Genomic DNA, 20,723 nt, shown 5'->3' with positions numbered 1-20,723 from the left:
GGACTCAGCCTGCACCGACGCGCAGGCTCTATTCTTTATATATAGGCTTAGCTGAAGCATATATGGGCTTAGCTGAAGCGGATGATCGAGACTTCACCGTCCAGGGCACCCTGATAGGCAGAGGCATGCGGTTCATCGGAGGGAACTTCGGTCAACATGCCGATCTGGTCGAGATCGGCTTCGATGAAGCCTTCCTCGGCAAGGGCGTTTAATGCTTCGCGCACGGCGCTATCGTCATCGGCGGCCTTCAGCATGACGTGCAGGTCAACGCCCTCGCTCGTGTCGGATTCATAGCCCTTGCCGATGATGATGAAGATCATCGGTCCGTCGAAATTGTTGTCGTTGTCCGGTGTCCCGATCATCTTCTTGTCCTTCGGCTCTCTGAGAATCGCAATATGCAGATCCCATATAAGGGCTTCATGTCTGCAAATACCGATTCCTATCTGTTTTTGCTGCAATGCCCAAGTTTATCTTGCCGGGTATCTTTAACCGGCTTAAAGAGCCTGTAAACAGCCTGTTCACAGGGGTTTTCATGCCGTCGGCGCGGAGATTATTTCTTAACCGGCCTTGACGAACAGGGTGGAAACCAGTAGTACGCCCGCCATCAGATCCAATGTGAGGTTTGGCTGTTTGGGACGACGCGTCCTGAAGATCGCCTCAAACAAGGTTCTATACGCACGTTGAAGTCATGATGCTGCACGCATGACGCATCTTTTTTGCGTCCTCTGCTCTATGTGGTCCATCTGCGGAAGCGGATCGGGCCATATTTTGCGCATTGAGGGAAATATGTGTGGCAATGCCGGAAACGGCGAAGTTCGAGCCCGCAAGGGTACTGAGACAAACGTAAGGGATGGTTGAATGCCTACCGTAAACCAGCTGATCCGCAAGCCTCGCCAGGCGAACGTAAAGCGTAATAAGGTTCCCGCTCTCCAGGAGAACCCGCAGAAGCGCGGCGTTTGCACCCGCGTCTACACTACGACGCCGAAGAAGCCGAACTCGGCTCTGCGTAAGGTCGCAAAGATCCGCCTCACCAACGGCTTCGAAGTCATTGGTTACATCCCCGGTGAAGGCCACAACCTTCAGGAACACTCTGTCGTCATGATCCGTGGCGGCCGCGTAAAGGACCTTCCGGGCGTCCGTTACCACATCATCCGCGGCGTTCTCGATACTCAGGGTGTCAAGAACCGCAAGCAGCGCCGTTCCAAGTACGGTGCGAAGCGTCCGAAGTAATTTCGCCCCGGGCGATATCGCCCGGAAAGGCTTGAAAGTGAAATCCCGGCGCTGCGCGAAGTCCTCCGCGTGGTAGAGCGCCTTAACGGTTAAAGAGACGAGAAGTATGTCCAGACGCCATAAAGCAGAAAAGCGCGAGATCAATCCGGACCCGAAGTTCGGTGACCTCGTCGTCACGAAGTTCATGAACGCCATCATGCTCGACGGCAAGAAGTCCGTCGCTGAAAGCATCGTATACGGCGCGTTTGACTCCGTGCAGGGCAAGTCGAAGCAGGAGCCGCTCACGGTTTTCCATTCCGCGCTCGACAATATCGCTCCGCACGTTGAAGTCCGTTCGCGCCGCGTCGGTGGTGCGACCTATCAGGTTCCGGTCGATGTTCGTCCGGAGCGCCGTCAGGCTCTTGCCATTCGCTGGCTGATCGCTGCCGCTCGCAAGCGCAACGAAACCACCATGATCGATCGTCTTTCGGGCGAACTTCTCGACGCATCCAACAACCGCGGTTCTGCAGTCAAGAAGCGCGAAGACACGCACAAGATGGCTGATGCCAACCGCGCGTTCTCGCATTATCGCTGGTAATCCCGAACGATATCGAAAGGCAGTCCATTATGGCTCGCGAATATAAGATCGAAGACTACCGCAATTTCGGTATCATGGCGCATATCGACGCCGGCAAGACCACGACCACCGAGCGTATCCTTTATTACACCGGCAAGTCGCACAAGATCGGCGAAGTCCACGATGGCGCAGCCACGATGGACTGGATGGAGCAGGAGCAGGAGCGTGGCATCACGATCACCTCCGCTGCCACCACGACCTACTGGAAGGGCCGTGACGGCAAAATGCGCCGCTTCAACATCATCGACACCCCCGGCCACGTCGACTTCACCATTGAAGTCGAGCGTTCGCTTCGCGTTCTCGACGGCGCCATCGCGCTGCTCGATGCCAACGCCGGTGTCGAGCCGCAGACGGAAACCGTCTGGCGTCAGGCTGAGAAGTACAACGTTCCGCGCATGATCTTCTGCAACAAGATGGACAAGACCGGCGCGGACTTCTACCGCTCGGTCGAGATGATCAAGACCCGTCTGGGTGCGATCGCTGTCGTCATGCAGCTGCCGATCGGCGCTGAAAGTGACTTCAAGGGCGTTATCGACCTCGTCGAGATGAACGCTCTCATCTGGCGCGACGAATCCCTCGGCGCTCAGTGGGATGTCGTTGAAATTCCGGACGACATGAAGGCCAAGGCTGAAGAATATCGCGAAAAGCTGATCGAGACCGTTGTCGAGATCGACGAAGCCGCGATGGAAGCCTACCTAGAAGGCAACATGCCCGACAACGACAAGATCCGCGAACTCGTTCGTCGCGGCACGATCGACGTCAAGTTCCACCCCATGTTCTGCGGCACCGCCTTCAAGAACAAGGGCGTCCAGCCGCTGCTCGACGCCGTTGTCGATTACCTGCCGTCGCCGCTTGATATTCCGGCGATCAAGGGCATCGACTTCAAGACCGAAGCCGAAATCGAGCGTCATGCAGATGATGCCGAGCCGCTGTCCATGCTCGCATTCAAGATCATGAACGACCCCTTCGTCGGTTCGCTCACCTTCGCACGCATCTACTCCGGCAAGCTGGAAAAGGGCTCGTCGGTCATGAATACGGTCAAGGACAAGCGCGAGCGCGTCGGCCGCATGTTGCAGATGCACTCCAACTCGCGCGAAGACATCGAAGAAGCCTTTGCAGGCGACATCGTTGCTCTCGCAGGTCTCAAGGAAACCACCACGGGTGACACGCTCTGCGACCCGTTGAAGCCGGTTATCCTTGAGCGCATGGAGTTCCCGGAGCCGGTCATCCAGATCGCTATCGAGCCGAAGTCCAAGGGCGACCAGGAAAAGATGGGCCTCGCGCTCAACCGCCTGGCAGCAGAAGATCCGTCCTTCCGCGTGAAGACGGATCAGGAGTCCGGTCAGACGATCATTGCCGGCATGGGCGAACTGCATCTCGACATCATCGTCGACCGCATGCGTCGTGAGTTCAAGGTTGAAGCAAACGTCGGCGCGCCGCAGGTTGCTTACCGCGAAACCATCACGCGCCAGCACGAAGAAGACTACACGCACAAGAAGCAGTCCGGTGGTACCGGCCAGTTCGCGCGCGTCAAGATCGTCTTCGAACCGAACCCGGATGGTGAAGACTTCAAGTTCGAATCCAAGATCGTCGGCGGTGCTGTTCCGAAGGAATACATCCCGGGCGTTCAGAAGGGTATCGAAAGCGTTCTGTCTTCCGGCCCGCTGGCAGGCTTCCCGATGCTGGGCGTCAAGGCGACGCTCATCGACGGCGCCTTCCATGACGTCAACTCCTCTGTCCTGGCGTTCGAAATCGCTTCCCGCGCTTGCTTCCGTGAAGCGGCAAAGAAGGCCGGCGCTCAGCTCCTCGAGCCGATGATGAAGGTCGAAGTCGTTACCCCGGAAGATTACGTCGGCGACGTTATCGGCGACCTCAACTCCCGCCGTGGTCAGATCCAGGGTCAGGAAAGCCGCGGTGTGGCCGTTGTCATCAACGCCAACGTCCCGCTGGCTAACATGTTCAAGTACGTCGATAACCTGCGCTCCATGTCGCAGGGTCGTGCTCAGTACACGATGACCTTCGATCATTACTCGCCGGTCCCGTCGAACGTCGCAACCGAAATCCAGGCAAAGTATTCCGGTCAGAAGTGACCGGAATACCAATTGACCGATAACAAGAATTAGCGTCCCTCGGGGCCAAAGAATGGAGAGCCGAAAATGGCAAAGAGTAAGTTTGAGCGCAACAAGCCGCACGTCAACATTGGCACGATCGGCCACGTTGACCACGGCAAGACGTCTCTGACGGCAGCGATCACGAAGTATTTCGGTGAATTCAAGGCGTATGACCAGATCGACGCTGCCCCGGAAGAAAAGGCACGCGGCATCACCATTTCGACGGCTCACGTCGAATACGAGACGCCGGCCCGCCACTACGCGCACGTCGACTGCCCCGGCCACGCTGACTATGTCAAGAACATGATCACCGGTGCTGCGCAGATGGACGGCGCGATCCTGGTCTGCTCTGCTGCTGACGGCCCGATGCCGCAGACGCGCGAGCACATCCTGCTCGCCCGCCAGGTTGGCGTTCCGGCAATCGTCGTGTTTCTCAACAAGGTCGACCAGGTTGACGACGCCGAGCTTCTCGAGCTCGTCGAGCTGGAAGTTCGCGAACTTCTGTCGTCCTACGACTTCCCGGGCGACGACATCCCGGTCGTCAAGGGTTCGGCACTTGCTGCTCTTGAAGATTCTGACAAGAAGATCGGTGAAGACGCGATCCGCGAGCTGATGGCTGCAGTTGACGCCTACATCCCGACGCCTGAGCGTCCGATCGACCAGCCGTTCCTGATGCCGATCGAAGACGTGTTCTCGATCTCTGGCCGTGGTACGGTTGTGACCGGCCGCGTCGAGCGCGGTATCGTCAAGGTTGGCGAAGAAGTCGAGATCGTCGGCATTCGTCCGACTTCGAAGACGACGGTGACCGGCGTTGAAATGTTCCGCAAGCTGCTCGATCAGGGCCAGGCTGGCGACAACATCGGCGCTCTGGTTCGCGGTGTGAACCGTGACGGCGTCGAGCGTGGCCAGATCCTGTGCAAGCCGGGCTCTGTCAAGCCGCACAAGAAGTTCAAGGCTGAAGCCTACATCCTGACGAAGGAAGAAGGCGGCCGTCATACGCCGTTCTTCACGAACTACCGTCCGCAGTTCTACTTCCGCACGACGGACGTGACCGGCATCGTCACGCTTCCGGAAGGCACGGAAATGGTTATGCCTGGCGACAACGTCACCGTTGACGTCGAGCTGATCGTTCCGATCGCGATGGAAGAAAAGCTTCGCTTCGCTATCCGCGAAGGCGGCCGCACCGTCGGTGCAGGCATCGTTGCTTCGATCATCGAGTAATTCATTCGGCTGCTCCGGTGGGGCAGCCGATTCGATGACATTATTATGATGCAGGCGGCGCAAGCCGCTTGCTTATTACACAGAAATGTTGCAAATGGCGCGCGAGCGCGATTTGCGTAACGCTTTGGATGACGAAGCGGCGACTAAACAAACAATAAGGTGGGTCAAAAGGCCCTGAAGAGTGGATAGGGGTGCCGTAACAGGCGTCTCTCTCGATCTTTGAAACCGGTGGTCCGCCTTAGGAAGAAAGAACAACCCGTGTCTTGCCTAAAGACATGTGGAAAAACAAACACAAGGATAACGTCGAATGAACGGCCAAAATATCCGCATTCGCCTGAAGGCGTTCGATCACCGGATTCTCGATGCTTCCACGCGCGAGATCGTGTCGACGGCGAAGCGCACCGGTGCTAGCGTCCGGGGCCCCGTTCCGCTTCCGACCCGCATCGAGAAGTTTACGGTCAACCGGTCCCCGCACATCGACAAGAAGAGTCGCGAACAGTTCGAGATGCGCACGCATAAGCGCCTGCTCGACATCGTAGATCCGACCCCGCAGACGGTAGACGCGCTGATGAAGCTCGATCTCGCCGCAGGTGTCGATGTTGAGATCAAGCTCTGAGCTTGCTCGAGCTGAGTTGGAAGGATTGAACCGATGCGTTCAGGTGTAATTGCACAGAAGGTGGGAATGACCCGCGTCTACAACGACGCCGGCGAGCATGTCCCGGTAACGGTACTGCGTTTGGAAGGCTGCCAGGTCGTAGCCCAGCGCACCGTAGAAAAGAATGGCTATACCGCGCTTCAGCTCGGTGCTGGCCAGGCCAAGGTCAAGAACACGTCCAAGGCCATGCGCGGCAACTTTGCCGTCGCTAACGTTGAGCCCAAGGCCAAGCTTCAGGAATTCCGCGTTTCGGAAGACCATCTGCTTGATGTTGGTACCGAGCTCAAGGCTGGTCACTTTGCCGCTGGCCAGCTCGTCGATGTCACCGGCACGACGATTGGTAAGGGCTTTGCCGGCGCTATGAAGCGCCACGGTTTCGGCGGTCTCCGCGCCACGCACGGTGTGTCCGTTTCGCACCGCTCGCATGGTTCGACGGGTTCGCGCCAGGATCCGGGCAAGGTTTTCAAGAACAAGAAGATGGCTGGTCACATGGGCCAGACGCGCGTGACGACGCAGAACCTTGAAGTGGTTTCGACCGATGAAGATCGCGGTCTGATCCTGATTAAGGGTGCAGTACCCGGTTCCAAGGGTGCCTGGATCATCGTGCGCGACGCCGTCAAGTCGGCAGCGAAGTAAGGGAGCCAGACCAATGGAATTGAACGTCAAGACCCTCGAGGGAAAAGACGCTGGGAAGGTTTCCCTTTCGGAAGCGATTTTCGGCCTTGAGCCCCGCGAAGATATTCTCGCCCGCGTTATCCGCTGGCAGCTTGCCAAGAAGCAGCAGGGCACGCACCAGGCAAAGGGCCGCGCAGACGTCTGGCGCACTGGCGCCAAGATGTACAAGCAGAAGGGTACGGGCCGCGCTCGTCACCATTCGGCTCGTGCTCCGCAGTTCCGCGGCGGTGGTAAGGCTCACGGCCCGGTTGCTCGCAGCCACGAACACGACCTTCCCAAGAAGGTTCGTGCACTTGGCCTGCGTCATGCGCTGTCTGCCAAGATCAAGGCAGACGAACTGATCATCATCGATGATCTGGTCGCCAACGAAGCAAAGACGAAGGCTCTGGCCGGCGTATTCGCAACGCTGGGCCTCACCAATGCCCTCTTCATCGGCGGCGCCGAGCTCGACGGTAACTTCAAGCTCGCTGCACAGAACATCCCGAACATCGATGTTCTGCCGATCCAGGGCATCAACGTTTACGACATCGTCCGCCGCGGCAAGCTCGTGCTTTCCAAGGCTGCCGTTGAAGCGCTAGAGGAGCGATTCAAGTGACCGATCTCCGCCACTACGATGTGATCGTTTCTCCTGCGATCACCGAAAAGTCCACGCTGGTATCGGAAAACAACCAGGTTGTTTTCAATGTCGCCAAGAAGGCGACTAAGCCGGAAATCAAGGCTGCAGTCGAGGCGCTCTTCGGCGTCAAGGTTACCGCCGTCAACACTCTGCTGCGCAAGGGCAAGACCCGGCGTTTCCGCGGTTTTGTCGGCAAGCAGCAGGACGTGAAGAAGGCTGTCGTGACGTTGGCCGAAGGCCAGACGATCGACGTCTCCACCGGTCTCTGAGGATAAAAAAATGGCATTGAAAACATTCAATCCGACGACCCCGAGCCAGCGCCAGCTGGTCATCGTCGACCGTTCGGGCCTCTATAAGGGCAAGCCGGTCAAGTCGCTGACGGAAGGTCTGACCAAGAGCGGCGGTCGTAACAACCTCGGCCGCATCACGGCCCGCTTCATCGGCGGCGGTCACAAGCGTACGTATCGCATCATCGACTTCAAGCGTCGCAAGTTCGACGTCGAAGGCACCGTTGAGCGTATCGAATACGACCCGAACCGCACGGCTTACATCGCGCTCGTCCGCTACTCCGACGGCGAACAGGCCTACATCCTCGCTCCGCAGCGTCTCGCTGCCGGCGACAAGGTCATCGCTTCCGACAAGGCTGTCGACGTCAAGCCCGGCAACACGATGCCGCTGCAGTACATCCCGGTCGGCTCCATCATCCACAACGTGGAAATGAAGCCGGGCAAGGGCGGTCAGATTGCCCGCTCTGCCGGTTCCTACGCGCAGCTCGTCGGCCGTGACCAGGGCATGGCTATCCTTCGCCTGAACTCGGGCGAACAGCGCCTCGTGCATGGCACCTGCCTTGCTGCGATCGGTGCGGTGTCGAACCCTGACCATGCCAACATCAACGACGGCAAGGCCGGTCGTACTGTTTGGCGCGGCAAGCGTCCGCATAACCGCGGCGTCGTCATGAACCCGGTCGACCATCCGCACGGCGGTGGTGAAGGCCGCACCTCTGGTGGTCGTCACCCGGTTTCTCCGTGGGGCAAGCCGACCAAGGGCAAGCGCACCCGGTCGAACAAGTCGACCGACAAGATGATCATGCGCTCGCGTCATCAGCGTAAGAAGTAAGAGAGGAAGTCCTCAATGGCTCGTTCAGTATGGAAAGGTCCGTTTGTTGACGGCTATCTTCTCAAGAAGGCTGAGAAGGTTCGTGAAGGCGGACGTGCAGAAGTAATCAAGATCTGGAGCCGTCGCTCCACGATCCTGCCGCAGTTCGTTGGTCTCACCTTCGGCGTCTACAACGGCAGCAAGCATGTTCCGGTCAGTGTCAATGAAGACATGGTCGGTCACAAATTCGGTGAATTCTCTCCGACCCGTACCTATTACGGTCACGGCGCGGACAAGAAGGCAAAGAGGAAGTAACGATGGGTAAGGCTAAAGCCGAACGCCGGCTGAAGGACAACGAGGCGCAAGCAGTCGCCCGTACGCTCCGCGTCAGCCCACAGAAGCTCAACCTGGTTGCTGCGGCCATCCGCGGCAAGAAGGTCGAGCGTGCACTCGCTGAGCTGGAATTCTCCCGCAAGCGCATCGCAGGCGCCGTCAAGAAGACGCTCGAATCTGCGATCGCCAACGCCGAGAACAACCATGACCTCGACGTCGACGCTCTCGTCGTCGCCGAGGCCTATGTCGGCAAGTCGATTGTCATGAAGCGCTTCCACGCTCGTGGCCGTGGCCGCGCATCGCGCATCGAACGTCCGTTCGCTCACCTGACGATCGTCGTTCGTGAAGTGCAGGCACAAGAGGAGGCCGCATAATGGGTCAGAAAATCAATCCGATTGGTTTCCGTCTTGGCATCAACCGTACCTGGGATAGCCGCTGGTTTGCGGACAATGCCGAATACGGTCAGCTCCTGCACGAAGACCTGAAGATGCGTAAGTTCGTCATGAGCGAACTGAAGCAGGCCGGTATCTCCAAGGTGGTCATCGAGCGTCCGCACAAGAAGTGCCGCGTCACGATCCACTCGGCCCGTCCGGGCCTGATCATCGGCCGCAAGGGCGCCGACATCGACAAGCTCCGCAAGAAGCTGTCGGAAATGACGAACTCCGAAACGCACCTCAACATCGTTGAAGTGCGCAAGCCGGAAATCGACGCAACGCTCGTTGCTCAGTCGATCGCCCAGCAGCTCGAGCGCCGCGTGGCTTTCCGCCGCGCCATGAAGCGCGCCGTTCAGTCCGCGATGCGTCTTGGCGCCGAAGGCATCAAGATCACCTGCGCAGGCCGTCTCGGCGGTGCAGAAATCGCTCGTACGGAATGGTACCGCGAAGGCCGCGTTCCGCTGCACACCCTGCGCGCTGACATCGACTACGGTACGGCTGAAGCCGAAACCGCATTCGGTATCTGCGGCATCAAGGTCTGGATCTTCAAGGGCGAAATCCTTGAGCACGATCCGATGGCTTCCGAACGCCGCGCGCTGGAAGGCGACGCACAGGGCCCGGCAAGCCGCGAACGCGACCGTGGCGATCGTCGCCGCGAACGCGACAACGCGTAATTAGCGCTGGCGAAAGATAAGCTCGGAGAAGTAAGAAAATGTTGCAGCCAAAGCGTACTAAGTACCGCAAGCAGTTCAAGGGCCGCATCAAGGGCGTTGCCAAGGGCGGTTCCGACCTTGCCTTCGGCGAATTCGGCCTGAAGGCTCAGGAGCCGAACCGCGTTAACGCTCGTGAGATCGAAGCGGCCCGCCGCGCGATCACGCGTTACATGAAGCGCGCCGGCCGTGTTTGGATTCGCGTGTTCCCGGACGTTCCGGTAACCGCAAAGCCTACCGAAGTCCGTATGGGTAAGGGTAAGGGTTCCGTGGAATACTGGGCATGCAAGGTCAAGCCTGGTCGTATGATGTTCGAGATCGACGGTGTCTCCGAGGAAATCGCGCGTGAAGCGCTTCGCCTCGGCTCGGCCAAGCTCTCGGTCAAGACGCGCTTTGTACAGCGCATCGCAGAGTAAGGAGAAGGCACGATGAAAGCCGAAGAAGTACGCGGCCTCACGGCCGACCAGCTCAAGGACAAGCTTGCCGACCTGAAGAAGGAGCAGTTCAACCTGCGCTTCCAGAAGGCGACCGGCCAGCTCGAAAAGTCCTCGCGCATCGATGAAGTTCGCAAGGACATCGCCCGCGTGAAAACCATTGCTCGCCAGAAGGCGGCGGAAGCAAAGGCGTAAAGGAAGAAAAACATGCCGAAGCGCATTCTGCAGGGCGTCGTCGTTGGCGACAAGAACGAGAAGACTGTCGTAGTTCGCGTTGAGCGCCGTTTCGCTCACCCGCTGCTCCAGAAGACCGTTCGTCGTTCCAAGAAGTACAAGGCCCACGACGAAAACAATCAGTACAAGATCGGCGATATCGTCTCCATCGAGGAGTGCGCACCGATCTCCAAGGACAAGCGCTGGACGGTTATTGCTGCCCAGGCTAAGTAAGAATTTTGCGCGAGGCCTTGCGTCTCGCGGAAATTTCTATATGAAGCAGCGTCGGAACGCTCGAATGCCGGGCGTTCTTTTGCTTTAAGCGCACGGAAGGTCCCATCTGGGAAACCACCCTGGCAACGATCTATCCCGCGCTATTCAAGCTATTGCCGTGTTTTCGCTGTCCTTGTGACGAGCGGCCGGCAGACATTTTTCATAAGCCGGAAGAGGGGGCTTTGCCCAACCATTCCGGTAAGAACAAGAAGGCGACCTGATATGATTCAGATGCAAACAAACCTCGACGTCGCGGATAATTCCGGCGCACGTCGTGTCATGTGCATCAAGGTGCTGGGCGGCTCGAAGCGCAAGTATGCCTCGATCGGCGACGTCATCGTCGTTTCGATCAAGGAAGCTATTCCGCGCGGCCGAGTGAAGAAGGGTGACGTGATGAAGGCGGTTGTCGTTCGCACCGCCAAGGACATCCGTCGTCCGGATGGCTCTGTCATCCGCTTCGACACCAACGCAGCAGTCCTCATCGACAACAAAAAAGAGCCGATCGGCACCCGTATCTTCGGACCGGTTCCGCGCGAATTGCGTGCGAAGAACCACATGAAGATCATCTCGCTGGCTCCCGAAGTACTGTAAGGAGCGGGAACGATGCAGAAGATTCGTAAGGGCGACAAGGTCGTCATGCTCGCAGGTAAGGACAAGGGCCGCACTGGCGAAGTCATCCAGGTCCTGCCGAAGGAAGATCGCGCCGTGGTTCGCGGCGTTAACGTCGTAAAGCGCCACCAGCGTCAGACGCAGACCCAGGAAGCTGGGATCATTTCCAAGGAAGCTTCGGTCCATCTGTCCAACGTCGCCATCGTCGACAAGGACGGCAAGCCGACCCGCGTCGGCTTCAAGGTTGTTGACGGCAAGAAGGTCCGCGTGGCTAAGCGTTCGGGAGAAGTGATCGATGGCTGAGGCAAAGTACGAGCCGCGGCTCAAGAAGGAATATGTCGAGCGGATCCGTAAGGCGATGCAGGAGAAGTTCTCCTACGCCAACGAGATGATGATCCCGAAGCTCGACAAGATCGTTATCAACATGGGTGTGGGCGAAGCCACGGCTGATTCTAAGAAGCCGACCGTTGCTGCTGCCGACCTGGCTGCGATCGCTGGCCAGAAGCCGGTCATCACCCGCGCACGTAACTCTATCGCTGGCTTCAAGGTCCGCGAAAACATGCCGATCGGCGCAAAGGTCACCCTGCGCGGCGCCCGCATGTACGAGTTCCTGGATCGCCTGGTCAACATCGCGCTTCCGCGCGTTCGCGACTTCCGCGGCCTGAACCCGAAGAGCTTTGACGGCCGTGGCAACTTCGCCATGGGCATCAAGGAGCACATTGTGTTCCCAGAAATCAACTACGACAAGGTTGATCAGATGTGGGGCATGGACATCATCGTTTGCACGACGGCAACGACCGACGACGAAGCTCGGGCGCTCCTCACGGAGTTCAGCTTCCCGTTCCGTCAGTAACCGTAACGACGAGCGTAGAAAAGGAACCTGACATGGCGAAGACAAGCGCAGTTGAAAAGAACAAGCGCCGCCGTAATACGGTCGCAAACCAGGCCGGCAAGCGTGCTGCCCTGAAGGCGATCATCATGAACCAGGCTCTTCCGATCGAAGAGCGGTTCAAGGCCTCGATCAAGCTGGCATCCCTGCCGCGTGACGGATCGAAGACCCGCATTCGCAACCGTTGCGAAGTGTCCGGTCGTCCGCGCGCTTATTACCGTAAACTGCGTATGTCGCGTATCGCGCTGCGCGAACTGGGCAATCTCGGCAAGGTGCCGGGCATCGTCAAGTCGAGCTGGTAAGGAGCAGGTTAGATGACAATGACTGATCCGTTGGGCGATATGCTCACCCGTATCCGCAACGGCGCTTCGCGTCGCAAGTCGTCGGTTTCGACGCCTGCTTCCAAGCTCCGTGCACGTGTTCTCGATGTCCTCCAGTCCGAAGGCTACATCCGTGGCTACTCCGTCGTCGATTTCGGCAACGGCAAGTCCGAACTGAACATCGAACTGAAGTACTATGAAGGCGCATCGGTGATCCGTGAGATCGGCCGTGTGTCCAAGCCGGGCCGCCGGGTTTATGTCTCGGTCAAGTCCATTCCGCAGGTCGCGAACGGCCTCGGCATCACCATCCTTTCGACCCCGAAGGGCGTGATGGCCGATCACCAGGCTCGCGAACAGAACGTTGGTGGCGAGGTTCTCTGCTCTGTCTTCTAAGACAGCGCAGGGTCTCCATAGCGAACAGACAGGATTGAAACATGTCTCGTATCGGTAAGAAGCCCGTTCAGGTACCTGCTGGGATCACGGCTACGGTCGATGGCCAGAAGGTTACTGCTAAGGGCCCGAAGGGCGAGCTGTTTTTCGTCGCAAACGACGAAATCAGCCTCAAGCTCGAAAACAATGCGGTCGTCGTAACGCCGCTGTCCCAGACGAAGGAAGCTCGTTCGAAGTGGGGCATGTCCCGCACGATGATCGAAAACATCTTCAAGGGCGTTAAGGACGGCTTCGAGCGCAAGCTCGAAATCAACGGCGTTGGTTACCGTGCCTCCCTGCAGGGCAAGAACCTGCAGCTGGCGCTTGGTTTCAGCCACGACGTGGTCTACGAACCGCCGCAGGGCATCACGATCGCTGTACCGAAGCCGACGGAAATCGTCGTCACCGGCATCAACAAGCAGCAGGTCGGTCAGGTCGCCGCCGAGATCCGCGAATACCGCGGTCCGGAGCCCTACAAGGGCAAAGGCGTCAAGTATGCCGAAGAGCGGATTGTCCGCAAAGAAGGCAAGAAGAAGTAAGGATCACGCGAAATGGCTAGCAGGAAAGAAGCACTTGCACGTCGTGCCAACCGCGTGCGCCGTCATCTCAAGTCGGTGGCCAATGGCCGTCCGCGCCTGTCGGTTCATCGCTCGTCGAAGAACATTTACGCTCAGGTTATCGACGATGTTGCCGGCAAGACCCTTGCCGCTGCATCGACGCTCGACAAGGATCTGCGCGGTTCTCTGAAGACCGGTGCTGACACCGCAGCAGCTGCCCTCGTTGGCAAGCTTGTTGCAGAGCGCGCTTCGAAGGCAGGCGTCACCGAGGTCGTATTCGACCGTGGCGCCTTCATCTATCACGGCCGCATCAAGGCCCTGGCAGATGCAGCCCGCGAAGGCGGTCTGACCTTCTAATAGTTTCCGGCCGAAGCTTTCATAGTCTTCGGCCGGATTTCACCGGACCGCAAATCGTTCCCCAGAGGAAGCCGATGCGGTCCTCATTTTGTTTGCCGATTGCACCCGGAAAAGAAAAAGGAAGAGGACAATGGCACAGGAAAGAAGGCCGCAGCGGGAAGACCGCCAGAGCCGCGAAGAGCGCGATAGCGAATTCGTCGACAAGCTTGTCGCGATCAACCGCGTCGCCAAGGTCGTCAAGGGCGGCCGTCGTTTTGGTTTCGCAGCACTCGTCGTCGTCGGCGACCAGAAGGGCCGCGTAGGCTTCGGCCATGGCAAGGCACGCGAAGTGCCGGAAGCCATCCGCAAGGCAACCGAAGCAGCCAAGCGCGAACTGATCTTCGTACCGCTGCGTGACGGCCGTACGCTGCATCACGACGTTCATGGCCGTCATGGCGCCGGCAAGGTTCTGCTGCGCTCGGCCAAGGTCGGTACCGGTATCATCGCCGGCGGTCCGATGCGCGCCGTTTTCGAAACGCTCGGCGTTCACGACGTCGTCGCCAAGTCGACCGGTTCGTCGAACCCCTACAACATGGTTCGCGCTACCTTCGACGCTCTGAAGCACCAGGTTCACCCGAAGGACATCGCAGCTCAGCGCGGCATCAAGTATGCTACGCTCCAGGCTCGCCGTGCCGCTTCTGGCAACGCCTCTGAAGAATAAGAGGAGCTGACCAATGGCCAAGGCTACCAAGAAGGCTGAAGCGAAGACTGTTACGATCGAACAGATCGGCAGCCCGATTCGCCGTCCGGACGTCCAGCAGCGCACGCTGATCGGTCTCGGACTGAACAAGATGCACCGTCGCCGCACTCTGGAGGACACTCCGGCCGTTCGTGGCATGATCCGTGCAGTCCAGCATCTCGTTCGCGTCGTCGACGAGAAGTGAGTCCGGAGTAACGCTCATGAAACTCAATGAAATTAAAGATAACGAAGGCTCTACCCATAGCCGCAAGCGTCTTGGCCGTGGTATCGGCTCGGGCTCCGGCAAGACCGGTGGTCGCGGTGTAAAGGGTCAGAAGTCCCGTTCGGGCGTCGCCATCAACGGCTTCGAAGGCGGTCAGATGCCCATCTACCGTCGCCTGCCGAAGCGCGGCTTCAACAACATCTTCGCAGCCGACTATGTCGTCGTATCGCTGGCACGCATCCAGGCTGCCATCGACGCCGGCAAGCTCGACGCGAAGGCGACCATTGATGCGGCTGCTCTGAAGGCTGCCGGCGTCATCCGTCGCGCCAAGGACGGCGTTCGCGTTCTCGCCGACGGCGAGCTCAAGGCCAAGATCACCCTCGAAGTTGCAGGCGCTTCCAAGCCTGCCGTCGAGAAGATCGAAAAGGCTGGCGGCACGGCAACGCTTCTTTCTGCCGCAGCGGCAGAATAATAAACTGATGATATATCGCCCGGGGTGCTTCACACCGGGCGATTTTGCTCCCATATGTGAGCCTCACAAAAACCTGCTTGGACGCATCCGCGTCGAGACGGTAAGACTGAAAACGAGGGTGAGGCATAGGGTTGCGCCAGCGATCCGTCCGAAGCCCGGTTTTTAAAAGAAATTCATACTGATTCCGGTGCCGGCCGACTCGAGAGCGCCCGGAATTGGTAGCGCGGAGAAACGCATGGCTTCTGCAGCGGAACAACTGGCTTCAAACCTCAATTTTTCGACCTTCGCCAAAGCCGAGGATCTTAAGAAGCGCCTGTGGTTCACACTGGCAGCTCTCCTCGTCTACCGGCTGGGTACGCATATTCCGCTTCCGGGCCTCAATCCACAGGCATACGCCCAGGCTTTCCAGGGCCAGGCTGGCGGCATTCTCGGCCTCTTCAACATGTTCTCGGGCGGCGCCGTACAGCGCATGGCGATCTTCGCCCTCGGCATCATGCCCTACATCTCCGCTTCGATCATCGTGCAGCTCATGACCTCGGTCGTGCCGGCGCTCGAAAACCTGAAGAAGGAAGGTGAGCAGGGCCGCAAGATCATCAACCAGTACACCCGCTACGGCACGGTCATCCTCGGCGCGCTCCAGGCTTACGGTATTGCCGTCGGTCTCGAAAGCGGCAACGGCCTTGTCGTCGATCCGGGCTGGTTCTTCAAAATTTCGACCGTTCTGACGCTGCTCGGCGGTACCATGTTCCTGATGTGGCTCGGCGAGCAGATCACCTCGCGCGGCATCGGTAACGGCATTTCGCTGATTATCTTCGCAGGCATTGCCGCCGGTCTTCCGACCGCTCTTGCCGGTACTCTGGAACTCGGCCGTACTGGCGCGCTGTCGACGACGCTCATCCTGGCCGTCATCGTCGTTGCAATCGCCGTCATTGCCATCATCGTCTTCGTTGAACGTGCGCAGCGCCGTCTGCTCATCCAGTATCCGAAGCGCCAGGTCGGTAACCGGATGTTCCAGGGCGATACCTCGCACCTGCCGCTGAAGCTGAACACTTCGGGCGTCATCCCGGCGATCTTTGCATCGTCGCTGCTGCTTCTGCCGGCGACGCTTGCAGGCTTTGCCAGCACGACGGCGATGCCCGCCTGGGCGACCTCCATCGTTGCCGCGCTTGGCCACGGCCAACCGCTTTATATGGTGCTCTATGCGGCCCTCATCGCCTTCTTTGCCTTTTTCTACACGGCCATCGTCTTCAATCCGAAGGACACGGCCGATAACCTGAAGAAGCATGGCGGCTTCATCCCCGGCATTCGTCCGGGCGACCGCACCGCCGAATATATCGACTATGTGCTGACCCGTATCACGGTGATCGGCGCTATCTATCTCGTCTTCGTCTGCATCCTGCCTGAGATTCTGGTGTCGCAAACCGGCATTCCATTAGCCCTTGGTGGGACTTCGCTTTTGATCGTGGTTAGCGTAACTCTTGATACGGTGGCACAGATCCAGGGCCATCTGATCGCACAGCAGTACGAAGGCCTGATCAAGAAATCGAAGCTGCGTGGAGGAAAGAGGGGGCGATGAGACTTATACTTTTGGGGCCGCCGGGCGCGGGTAAGGGGACCCAGGCCCAGCGGATCGTGGAAAAGCATGGCATTCCGCAGCTTTCCACGGGTGACATGCTGCGCGCCGCCGTTCAGGCCGGTACGGAAGTCGGTAAGCGCGCCAAGGCTGTCATGGACGCCGGAAATCTGGTCTCTGACGAGATTGTCAATGCTATCGTCTCCGAACGAATCGATCAGCCCGATTGCGCCAACGGTTTCATCCTCGACGGTTTCCCGCGCACGCTCGTGCAAGCAGATGCCACGGAGGCGATGCTGAAGGCCAAGGGTCTCGATCTCTCGGTTGTCATCGAATTCCGTGTCGACGACAAGGAGCTGGTCCGCCGCGTAGCAGGCCGTTACTCCTGCGCCCAGTGCGGCACCGTCTATCACGACTCGGACAAGATCCCGGTCAAGGAAGGCGTCTGCGACAAGTGCGGTTCGACCCATTTCAAGCGTCGTCCAGACGATAATGCCGAGACTATGACCAAGCGTCTCGAGGTCTACTACAAGGAAACCTCGCCACTGATCGGCTACTATTATGCCAAGGGCAAACTGAAGTCCGTGGATGGCATGGCCGAAATCGATCAGGTTACCACCGAGATCGAACGCATCCTTTCCGAGCTTTAAAGCTTTGAAAATAAACTTCGCGGGAGCGGTTGCTTTTTTGCACTGATTCCGCTAAACCGCGCCAACTCGCGACATTCCCTGCGATCGGCGCGGATTTCCGAAGGAAGTCCGGGTTCGATCGTTTTGTGATGTTACGAACCCGAATTTAATCGAGCGGCCTCTGGCTGCATAACGAAGCCCTATTGCCGGATGGCAACTGGAATGCAAGGAGAATAGGCGTGGCACGTATCGCTGGCGTCAACATCCCGACTGCAAAGCGCGTCGTCATCGCGCTGACCTACATTCACGGGATTGGATCGAAATTCGCGCAGGAAATCGTCGAGAAGGTCGGTATTCCGGCTGATCGCCGCGTTCATCAGCTGACGGATGCTGAAGTCCTTCAGATCCGCGAAACCATCGACCGTGACTATCAGGTCGAAGGTGATCTTCGTCGCGAAACCGCGATGAACATCAAGCGTCTGATGGACCTCGGCTGCTACCGCGGCCTGCGTCATCGCCGTGGCCTTCCGGTTCGCGGTCAGCGCACGCACACCAATGCCCGCACCCGCAAGGGCCCGGCAAAGGCGATCGCTGGTAAGAAGAAGTAATTTCCGGGAAACCGGAGTGGGGAGGCTGGCGGTCTGCGCCGGCCTCTTTTGAGTTTGGAGCGGGGTCGTATAGGCGCCGTTCCGGTGTAGCCGCTGGGATTACGGCGGTGAAGAGATCAACGAAAGGAATACCATGGCTAAGGAAGCCGTCCGCGTTCGCCGTCGCGAGCGCAAGAATATCTCGTCGGGTGTCGCTCACGTCAACTCGACCTTCAACAACACGATGATCACCATCACCGACGCACAGGGTAATGCGATTGCTTGGTCGTCTGCTGGCGCCAAGGGCTTCAAGGGCTCGCGCAAGTCGACCCCGTTCGCTGCCCAGATCGCTGCCGAAGACTGCGCCAAGAAGGCTCAGGAACATGGCATGAAGTCGCTGGAAGTCGAAGTCTGCGGCCCGGGTTCCGGCCGTGAATCGGCTCTGCGCGCGCTCCAGGCTGCCGGTTTCATGATCACGTCCATCCGCGACGTGACCCCGATCCCGCACAATGGCTGCCGTCCGCGCAAGAAGCGCCGCGTCTGATCATCGCTATCGTCACTGGTGAGCGCCTCGGCGCTCCCGGTGGTTTTCAAGCTCGGTTGCCACGATTGGATGGTGGCAACGAACGGAAGGCAAAATTATGATTCAGAAGAACTGGCAGGAATTGATCAAGCCGAACAAGGTGGAGTTCTCTTCGAGCTCGCGCACCAAGGCGACTCTCGTTGCAGAGCCGCTTGAGCGCGGTTTCGGCCTCACCCTCGGCAACGCGCTGCGTCGCGTTCTGCTCTCCTCTCTGCGCGGTGCCGCTGTTACGGCCGTGCAGATCGACGGCGTGCTGCATGAATTCTCTTCGATCCCGGGCGTTCGCGAGGACGTTACGGACATCGTGCTCAACATCAAGGAAATCGCCATCAAGATGGATGGCGATGATGCCAAACGCATGGTCGTGCGCAAGCAGGGTCCGGGTGTTGTAACGGCTGGCGACATCCAGACGGTCGGCGATATCGAAATCCTCAACCCCGAGCATGTCATCTGCACGCTCGACGAGGGTGCCGAGATCCGCATGGAGTTCACCGTCAACAACGGCAAGGGCTACGTTCCGGCTGAGCGCAATCGTGCGGAAGATGCTCCGATCGGCCTCATCCCGGTGGACAGCCTCTATTCGCCGGTCAAGAAAGTGTCCTACAAGGTTGAAAACACCCGCGAAGGACAGGTTCTCGACTACGACAAGCTGACCATGTCCATCGAAACCGATGGCTCTATCTCCGGTGAAGATGCCGTCGCTTTCGCGGCTCGCATCCTGCAGGACCAGCTTGGCGTCTTCGTCAACTTCGACGAACCGCAGAAGGAAACCGAAGAAGAGGCAGTCACCGAACTGGCCTTCAACCCGGCGCTCCTCAAGAAGGTGGACGAGCTCGAACTGTCCGTTCGTTCGGCAAACTGCCTGAAGAACGACAATATCGTCTACATCGGCGACCTCATTCAGAAGACCGAAGCAGAAATGCTCCGCACCCCGAACTTTGGTCGCAAGTCGCTCAACGAAATCAAGGAAGTTCTCGCTTCCATGGGCCTGCACCTCGGCATGGAAGTGCCTGCATGGCCGCCCGAGAACATCGAAGATCTCGCCAAGCGTTACGAAGACCAGTATTAAGAAACAAAAAGGCAGGCTTTTTACGGCTGCCTTTCCCCGTCAAACAGCAGGCCTATCGCCTGCATGTGCCAGGAAACGGCAGGCCCGGTTAGCGTAAGGGCACCTGCATTAAAGGAGAATAGCAATGCGCCATGGTAAAGCCGGCCGCAAGCTGAATAGAACTGCAAGCCACCGCAAGGCGATGTTCGCCAACATGGCGGCTTCGCTCATCACCCACGAGCAGATCGTCACGACCCTGCCGAAGGCCAAGGAAATCCGTCCGATCGTCGAGAAGCTCGTCACCCTCGGCAAGCGCGGCGACCTGCACGCTCGTCGTCAGGCGATTTCGCAGATCAAGGATGCTGTCGTCGTCAACAAGCTGTTCGACACGATCGCCTCGCGTTACGCAACCCGCAACGGCGGCTACCTGCGTATCATGAAGGCCGGCTTCCGCCAGGGCGACAATGCTGCTCTCGCTGTCATCGAATTCGTTGACCGCGACACCTATGCAAAGGGCGCAGCCGACAAGGCTCGCGTCGCTGCTGAAGAGCAGTCTGTCGCTGCCTAAGGTTTTCCGGTTACGGAAACAGGAAAGCCGGGCCTTGCCCGGCTTTTTTCGTTTGAGCCCGCTTCTGTTCAAGCTTTGTCAAGCGGCTGATTGATCATGGCTTCGATATTGTAGCCATCGGGATCGAGAATAAAGCAGGCATAATAATCGGGCGCGTAGTCCGGGCGTGGGCCAGGTGCGCCATTATCCCGCGCGCCGGCTGCTAGAGCGCTTTGATAGAACGCATCGACGTCAGCCCTGTTCTTGGCTCGAAAAGCGACGTGGATGCATGTCAGAGGCGAGGCGCTATCGGCCTGCTGGATTTCGAACAGGCAACCATTGCCGATATCGAAGGCCCAGAACACGTTCTCCTTCCCGAAGGACAATGTGTATCCCAAGGGTGCGAAGGCTCTTTCGTAAAAGAGCCTGCTCTTTGTGAGGTCGCTTACAGCGACGGTGATATGGTCAATCAAGCTTGGCGCTCCTTATGAGCTCATAGGGGTGGCGAAATAAAAGCCGGTCCGGCGTTCGCTCCACACATGTCCTGGTTTTCTGCCCGTTTTCGG

Annotated in this window: 33 protein-coding genes; 31 read left to right on the top strand and 2 right to left on the bottom strand. The window is 58.5% G+C overall.

Features of this window, described 5'->3' with window-relative positions; all coding sequences use genetic code 11:
- Nucleotides 1-68: 68 nt before the first annotated feature.
- A complete protein-coding gene (locus tag ACR9ZQ_RS18160; protein ID WP_007817126.1) occupies nucleotides 69-362 on the bottom strand; it encodes a hypothetical protein in 294 nt (97 codons plus the stop codon).
- Nucleotides 363-858: 496 nt separating this feature from the next.
- Here ACR9ZQ_RS18160 and rpsL point away from each other — a divergent pair, with 496 nt between their 5' ends.
- From rpsL to rplQ, 31 genes are all read left to right on the top strand, one after another.
- Nucleotides 859-1,230 (top strand): 30S ribosomal protein S12, encoded by a 372-nt coding sequence (rpsL, locus tag ACR9ZQ_RS18155; RefSeq protein WP_003547537.1) that lies wholly within the window; start codon nucleotides 859-861, stop codon nucleotides 1,228-1,230.
- A gap of 106 nt (nucleotides 1,231-1,336) precedes the next feature.
- On the top strand, nucleotides 1,337-1,807 hold the full coding sequence (gene rpsG / locus ACR9ZQ_RS18150) for a 30S ribosomal protein S7 (RefSeq protein WP_007817128.1): 471 nt from the start codon (nucleotides 1,337-1,339) through the stop codon (nucleotides 1,805-1,807).
- Nucleotides 1,808-1,836: 29 nt separating this feature from the next.
- The gene (gene fusA, locus ACR9ZQ_RS18145; protein WP_481428470.1) at nucleotides 1,837-3,936 is read left to right on the top strand and encodes an elongation factor G; all 2,100 of its coding nucleotides are present in this window, start codon (nucleotides 1,837-1,839) and stop codon (nucleotides 3,934-3,936) included.
- Between the two features lie 66 nt (nucleotides 3,937-4,002).
- On the top strand, nucleotides 4,003-5,178 hold the full coding sequence (gene tuf, locus ACR9ZQ_RS18140) for an elongation factor Tu (RefSeq protein ID WP_113323818.1): 1,176 nt from the start codon (nucleotides 4,003-4,005) through the stop codon (nucleotides 5,176-5,178).
- 307 nt (nucleotides 5,179-5,485) lie between these two features.
- Nucleotides 5,486-5,794, top strand: a complete 309-nt coding sequence (gene rpsJ, locus ACR9ZQ_RS18135) for a 30S ribosomal protein S10 (protein ID WP_003547547.1) — start codon at nucleotides 5,486-5,488, stop codon at nucleotides 5,792-5,794.
- 33 nt (nucleotides 5,795-5,827) lie between these two features.
- The gene (gene rplC, locus ACR9ZQ_RS18130) at nucleotides 5,828-6,469 is read left to right on the top strand and encodes a 50S ribosomal protein L3 (protein ID WP_007812859.1); all 642 of its coding nucleotides are present in this window, start codon (nucleotides 5,828-5,830) and stop codon (nucleotides 6,467-6,469) included.
- 13 nt (nucleotides 6,470-6,482) lie between these two features.
- The gene (gene rplD, locus ACR9ZQ_RS18125) at nucleotides 6,483-7,103 is read left to right on the top strand and encodes a 50S ribosomal protein L4 (RefSeq protein WP_007812861.1); all 621 of its coding nucleotides are present in this window, start codon (nucleotides 6,483-6,485) and stop codon (nucleotides 7,101-7,103) included.
- Nucleotides 7,100-7,393 carry a 50S ribosomal protein L23 gene (locus ACR9ZQ_RS18120; RefSeq protein ID WP_007812862.1) on the top strand — a complete coding sequence of 98 codons (294 nt, stop codon included), beginning with the start codon at nucleotides 7,100-7,102 and terminating at the stop codon, nucleotides 7,391-7,393. Before rplD ends, ACR9ZQ_RS18120 begins: the two co-directional genes overlap by 4 nt.
- A 10-nt stretch (nucleotides 7,394-7,403) precedes the next feature.
- Nucleotides 7,404-8,240 (top strand): 50S ribosomal protein L2, encoded by an 837-nt coding sequence (gene rplB, locus ACR9ZQ_RS18115; RefSeq protein ID WP_310382995.1) that lies wholly within the window; start codon nucleotides 7,404-7,406, stop codon nucleotides 8,238-8,240.
- Nucleotides 8,241-8,255: 15 nt separating this feature from the next.
- Nucleotides 8,256-8,534, top strand: a complete 279-nt coding sequence (gene rpsS, locus ACR9ZQ_RS18110; RefSeq protein WP_007531666.1) for a 30S ribosomal protein S19 — start codon at nucleotides 8,256-8,258, stop codon at nucleotides 8,532-8,534.
- Nucleotides 8,535-8,536: 2 nt separating this feature from the next.
- Nucleotides 8,537-8,926, top strand: coding sequence for a 50S ribosomal protein L22 (gene rplV / locus ACR9ZQ_RS18105; protein ID WP_007812866.1), 390 nt, complete (start codon nucleotides 8,537-8,539; stop codon nucleotides 8,924-8,926).
- Nucleotides 8,926-9,660 (top strand): 30S ribosomal protein S3, encoded by a 735-nt coding sequence (gene rpsC, locus ACR9ZQ_RS18100; RefSeq protein ID WP_007812868.1) that lies wholly within the window; start codon nucleotides 8,926-8,928, stop codon nucleotides 9,658-9,660. Before rplV ends, rpsC begins: the two co-directional genes overlap by 1 nt.
- A 38-nt stretch (nucleotides 9,661-9,698) precedes the next feature.
- Nucleotides 9,699-10,112, top strand: a complete 414-nt coding sequence (gene rplP, locus ACR9ZQ_RS18095; RefSeq protein WP_003573792.1) for a 50S ribosomal protein L16 — start codon at nucleotides 9,699-9,701, stop codon at nucleotides 10,110-10,112.
- A 12-nt stretch (nucleotides 10,113-10,124) separates the two neighbouring features.
- Complete coding sequence (gene rpmC, locus ACR9ZQ_RS18090) at nucleotides 10,125-10,325, top strand: 50S ribosomal protein L29 (RefSeq protein WP_007812871.1); 201 nt, start codon at nucleotides 10,125-10,127, stop codon at nucleotides 10,323-10,325.
- 12 nt (nucleotides 10,326-10,337) lie between these two features.
- Nucleotides 10,338-10,577, top strand: coding sequence for a 30S ribosomal protein S17 (gene rpsQ, locus ACR9ZQ_RS18085; protein ID WP_007812872.1), 240 nt, complete (start codon nucleotides 10,338-10,340; stop codon nucleotides 10,575-10,577).
- A gap of 261 nt (nucleotides 10,578-10,838) precedes the next feature.
- On the top strand, nucleotides 10,839-11,207 hold the full coding sequence (gene rplN, locus ACR9ZQ_RS18080; protein ID WP_003573790.1) for a 50S ribosomal protein L14: 369 nt from the start codon (nucleotides 10,839-10,841) through the stop codon (nucleotides 11,205-11,207).
- Nucleotides 11,208-11,219: 12 nt separating this feature from the next.
- Complete coding sequence (rplX, locus tag ACR9ZQ_RS18075) at nucleotides 11,220-11,528, top strand: 50S ribosomal protein L24 (RefSeq protein WP_037106636.1); 309 nt, start codon at nucleotides 11,220-11,222, stop codon at nucleotides 11,526-11,528.
- A complete protein-coding gene (gene rplE / locus ACR9ZQ_RS18070) occupies nucleotides 11,521-12,078 on the top strand; it encodes a 50S ribosomal protein L5 (protein ID WP_007812878.1) in 558 nt (185 codons plus the stop codon). Before rplX ends, rplE begins: the two co-directional genes overlap by 8 nt.
- Nucleotides 12,079-12,110: 32 nt before the next feature.
- Nucleotides 12,111-12,416: a 30S ribosomal protein S14 gene (gene rpsN, locus ACR9ZQ_RS18065; RefSeq protein ID WP_007812880.1), complete on the top strand. Its 306-nt coding sequence runs from the start codon at nucleotides 12,111-12,113 to the stop codon at nucleotides 12,414-12,416.
- A gap of 12 nt (nucleotides 12,417-12,428) precedes the next feature.
- A complete protein-coding gene (gene rpsH, locus ACR9ZQ_RS18060; protein WP_004674934.1) occupies nucleotides 12,429-12,827 on the top strand; it encodes a 30S ribosomal protein S8 in 399 nt (132 codons plus the stop codon).
- Between the two features lie 41 nt (nucleotides 12,828-12,868).
- Nucleotides 12,869-13,402, top strand: a complete 534-nt coding sequence (gene rplF / locus ACR9ZQ_RS18055) for a 50S ribosomal protein L6 (RefSeq protein WP_007812882.1) — start codon at nucleotides 12,869-12,871, stop codon at nucleotides 13,400-13,402.
- 12 nt (nucleotides 13,403-13,414) lie between these two features.
- Entirely contained in the window at nucleotides 13,415-13,777 is a 363-nt protein-coding gene (gene rplR, locus ACR9ZQ_RS18050) for a 50S ribosomal protein L18 (protein WP_003573785.1), read from the top strand.
- A 130-nt stretch (nucleotides 13,778-13,907) separates the two neighbouring features.
- A complete protein-coding gene (gene rpsE / locus ACR9ZQ_RS18045) occupies nucleotides 13,908-14,477 on the top strand; it encodes a 30S ribosomal protein S5 (protein WP_007812885.1) in 570 nt (189 codons plus the stop codon).
- 13 nt (nucleotides 14,478-14,490) lie between these two features.
- Nucleotides 14,491-14,700, top strand: a complete 210-nt coding sequence (gene rpmD / locus ACR9ZQ_RS18040; protein ID WP_007812887.1) for a 50S ribosomal protein L30 — start codon at nucleotides 14,491-14,493, stop codon at nucleotides 14,698-14,700.
- Between the two features lie 16 nt (nucleotides 14,701-14,716).
- Nucleotides 14,717-15,190 (top strand): 50S ribosomal protein L15, encoded by a 474-nt coding sequence (gene rplO / locus ACR9ZQ_RS18035; protein ID WP_113324621.1) that lies wholly within the window; start codon nucleotides 14,717-14,719, stop codon nucleotides 15,188-15,190.
- Nucleotides 15,191-15,425: 235 nt separating this feature from the next.
- Complete coding sequence (gene secY / locus ACR9ZQ_RS18030) at nucleotides 15,426-16,766, top strand: preprotein translocase subunit SecY (protein ID WP_310382996.1); 1,341 nt, start codon at nucleotides 15,426-15,428, stop codon at nucleotides 16,764-16,766.
- On the top strand, nucleotides 16,763-17,413 hold the full coding sequence (locus ACR9ZQ_RS18025; protein ID WP_310382997.1) for an adenylate kinase: 651 nt from the start codon (nucleotides 16,763-16,765) through the stop codon (nucleotides 17,411-17,413). Before secY ends, ACR9ZQ_RS18025 begins: the two co-directional genes overlap by 4 nt.
- 218 nt (nucleotides 17,414-17,631) lie before the next feature.
- On the top strand, nucleotides 17,632-18,000 hold the full coding sequence (gene rpsM, locus ACR9ZQ_RS18020) for a 30S ribosomal protein S13 (RefSeq protein ID WP_310382998.1): 369 nt from the start codon (nucleotides 17,632-17,634) through the stop codon (nucleotides 17,998-18,000).
- A gap of 133 nt (nucleotides 18,001-18,133) precedes the next feature.
- Nucleotides 18,134-18,523, top strand: coding sequence for a 30S ribosomal protein S11 (gene rpsK / locus ACR9ZQ_RS18015; protein ID WP_003547577.1), 390 nt, complete (start codon nucleotides 18,134-18,136; stop codon nucleotides 18,521-18,523).
- A gap of 97 nt (nucleotides 18,524-18,620) precedes the next feature.
- Entirely contained in the window at nucleotides 18,621-19,631 is a 1,011-nt protein-coding gene (locus ACR9ZQ_RS18010; protein WP_007812895.1) for a DNA-directed RNA polymerase subunit alpha, read from the top strand.
- A 124-nt stretch (nucleotides 19,632-19,755) separates the two neighbouring features.
- Nucleotides 19,756-20,178, top strand: a complete 423-nt coding sequence (gene rplQ / locus ACR9ZQ_RS18005; RefSeq protein ID WP_007812897.1) for a 50S ribosomal protein L17 — start codon at nucleotides 19,756-19,758, stop codon at nucleotides 20,176-20,178.
- A gap of 68 nt (nucleotides 20,179-20,246) precedes the next feature.
- Here rplQ and ACR9ZQ_RS18000 read toward each other — a convergent pair whose 3' ends face one another.
- Nucleotides 20,247-20,630, bottom strand: coding sequence for a VOC family protein (locus ACR9ZQ_RS18000; protein WP_310382999.1), 384 nt, complete (start codon nucleotides 20,628-20,630; stop codon nucleotides 20,247-20,249).
- Nucleotides 20,631-20,723: the final 93 nt, after the last annotated feature.

This window comes from Rhizobium sp. KNZ14-9A (genome assembly GCF_056755015.1).
The sequence above is the reverse complement of the archived record's forward strand: the minus strand, read 5'-3'. Positions and strand labels throughout refer to the sequence as shown.

Coding starts and splice junctions, on each gene's coding strand:
- rpsE (WP_007812885.1), top strand. CDS start 13,908: ATGGCACAGGAAAGAAGGCCGCAGCGGGAAGACCGCCAGAGCCGCGAA.
- secY (WP_310382996.1), top strand. CDS start 15,426: ATGGCTTCTGCAGCGGAACAACTGGCTTCAAACCTCAATTTTTCGACC.
- rplN (WP_003573790.1), top strand. CDS start 10,839: ATGATTCAGATGCAAACAAACCTCGACGTCGCGGATAATTCCGGCGCA.
- rplD (WP_007812861.1), top strand. CDS start 6,483: ATGGAATTGAACGTCAAGACCCTCGAGGGAAAAGACGCTGGGAAGGTT.
- rplX (WP_037106636.1), top strand. CDS start 11,220: ATGCAGAAGATTCGTAAGGGCGACAAGGTCGTCATGCTCGCAGGTAAG.
- fusA (WP_481428470.1), top strand. CDS start 1,837: ATGGCTCGCGAATATAAGATCGAAGACTACCGCAATTTCGGTATCATG.
- rplV (WP_007812866.1), top strand. CDS start 8,537: ATGGGTAAGGCTAAAGCCGAACGCCGGCTGAAGGACAACGAGGCGCAA.
- rplB (WP_310382995.1), top strand. CDS start 7,404: ATGGCATTGAAAACATTCAATCCGACGACCCCGAGCCAGCGCCAGCTG.
- rpsH (WP_004674934.1), top strand. CDS start 12,429: ATGACAATGACTGATCCGTTGGGCGATATGCTCACCCGTATCCGCAAC.
- rpsN (WP_007812880.1), top strand. CDS start 12,111: ATGGCGAAGACAAGCGCAGTTGAAAAGAACAAGCGCCGCCGTAATACG.
- ACR9ZQ_RS18025 (WP_310382997.1), top strand. CDS start 16,763: ATGAGACTTATACTTTTGGGGCCGCCGGGCGCGGGTAAGGGGACCCAG.
- rpsL (WP_003547537.1), top strand. CDS start 859: ATGCCTACCGTAAACCAGCTGATCCGCAAGCCTCGCCAGGCGAACGTA.
- rplR (WP_003573785.1), top strand. CDS start 13,415: ATGGCTAGCAGGAAAGAAGCACTTGCACGTCGTGCCAACCGCGTGCGC.
- ACR9ZQ_RS18010 (WP_007812895.1), top strand. CDS start 18,621: ATGATTCAGAAGAACTGGCAGGAATTGATCAAGCCGAACAAGGTGGAG.
- rplE (WP_007812878.1), top strand. CDS start 11,521: ATGGCTGAGGCAAAGTACGAGCCGCGGCTCAAGAAGGAATATGTCGAG.
- rplQ (WP_007812897.1), top strand. CDS start 19,756: ATGCGCCATGGTAAAGCCGGCCGCAAGCTGAATAGAACTGCAAGCCAC.
- rpsS (WP_007531666.1), top strand. CDS start 8,256: ATGGCTCGTTCAGTATGGAAAGGTCCGTTTGTTGACGGCTATCTTCTC.
- rplF (WP_007812882.1), top strand. CDS start 12,869: ATGTCTCGTATCGGTAAGAAGCCCGTTCAGGTACCTGCTGGGATCACG.
- rpmD (WP_007812887.1), top strand. CDS start 14,491: ATGGCCAAGGCTACCAAGAAGGCTGAAGCGAAGACTGTTACGATCGAA.
- rpsQ (WP_007812872.1), top strand. CDS start 10,338: ATGCCGAAGCGCATTCTGCAGGGCGTCGTCGTTGGCGACAAGAACGAG.
- ACR9ZQ_RS18160 (WP_007817126.1), bottom strand. CDS start 362: ATGATCGGGACACCGGACAACGACAACAATTTCGACGGACCGATGATC.
- rpsK (WP_003547577.1), top strand. CDS start 18,134: ATGGCTAAGGAAGCCGTCCGCGTTCGCCGTCGCGAGCGCAAGAATATC.
- tuf (WP_113323818.1), top strand. CDS start 4,003: ATGGCAAAGAGTAAGTTTGAGCGCAACAAGCCGCACGTCAACATTGGC.
- rpsG (WP_007817128.1), top strand. CDS start 1,337: ATGTCCAGACGCCATAAAGCAGAAAAGCGCGAGATCAATCCGGACCCG.
- rpmC (WP_007812871.1), top strand. CDS start 10,125: ATGAAAGCCGAAGAAGTACGCGGCCTCACGGCCGACCAGCTCAAGGAC.
- rplP (WP_003573792.1), top strand. CDS start 9,699: ATGTTGCAGCCAAAGCGTACTAAGTACCGCAAGCAGTTCAAGGGCCGC.
- rplC (WP_007812859.1), top strand. CDS start 5,828: ATGCGTTCAGGTGTAATTGCACAGAAGGTGGGAATGACCCGCGTCTAC.
- rpsJ (WP_003547547.1), top strand. CDS start 5,486: ATGAACGGCCAAAATATCCGCATTCGCCTGAAGGCGTTCGATCACCGG.
- rplO (WP_113324621.1), top strand. CDS start 14,717: ATGAAACTCAATGAAATTAAAGATAACGAAGGCTCTACCCATAGCCGC.
- rpsC (WP_007812868.1), top strand. CDS start 8,926: ATGGGTCAGAAAATCAATCCGATTGGTTTCCGTCTTGGCATCAACCGT.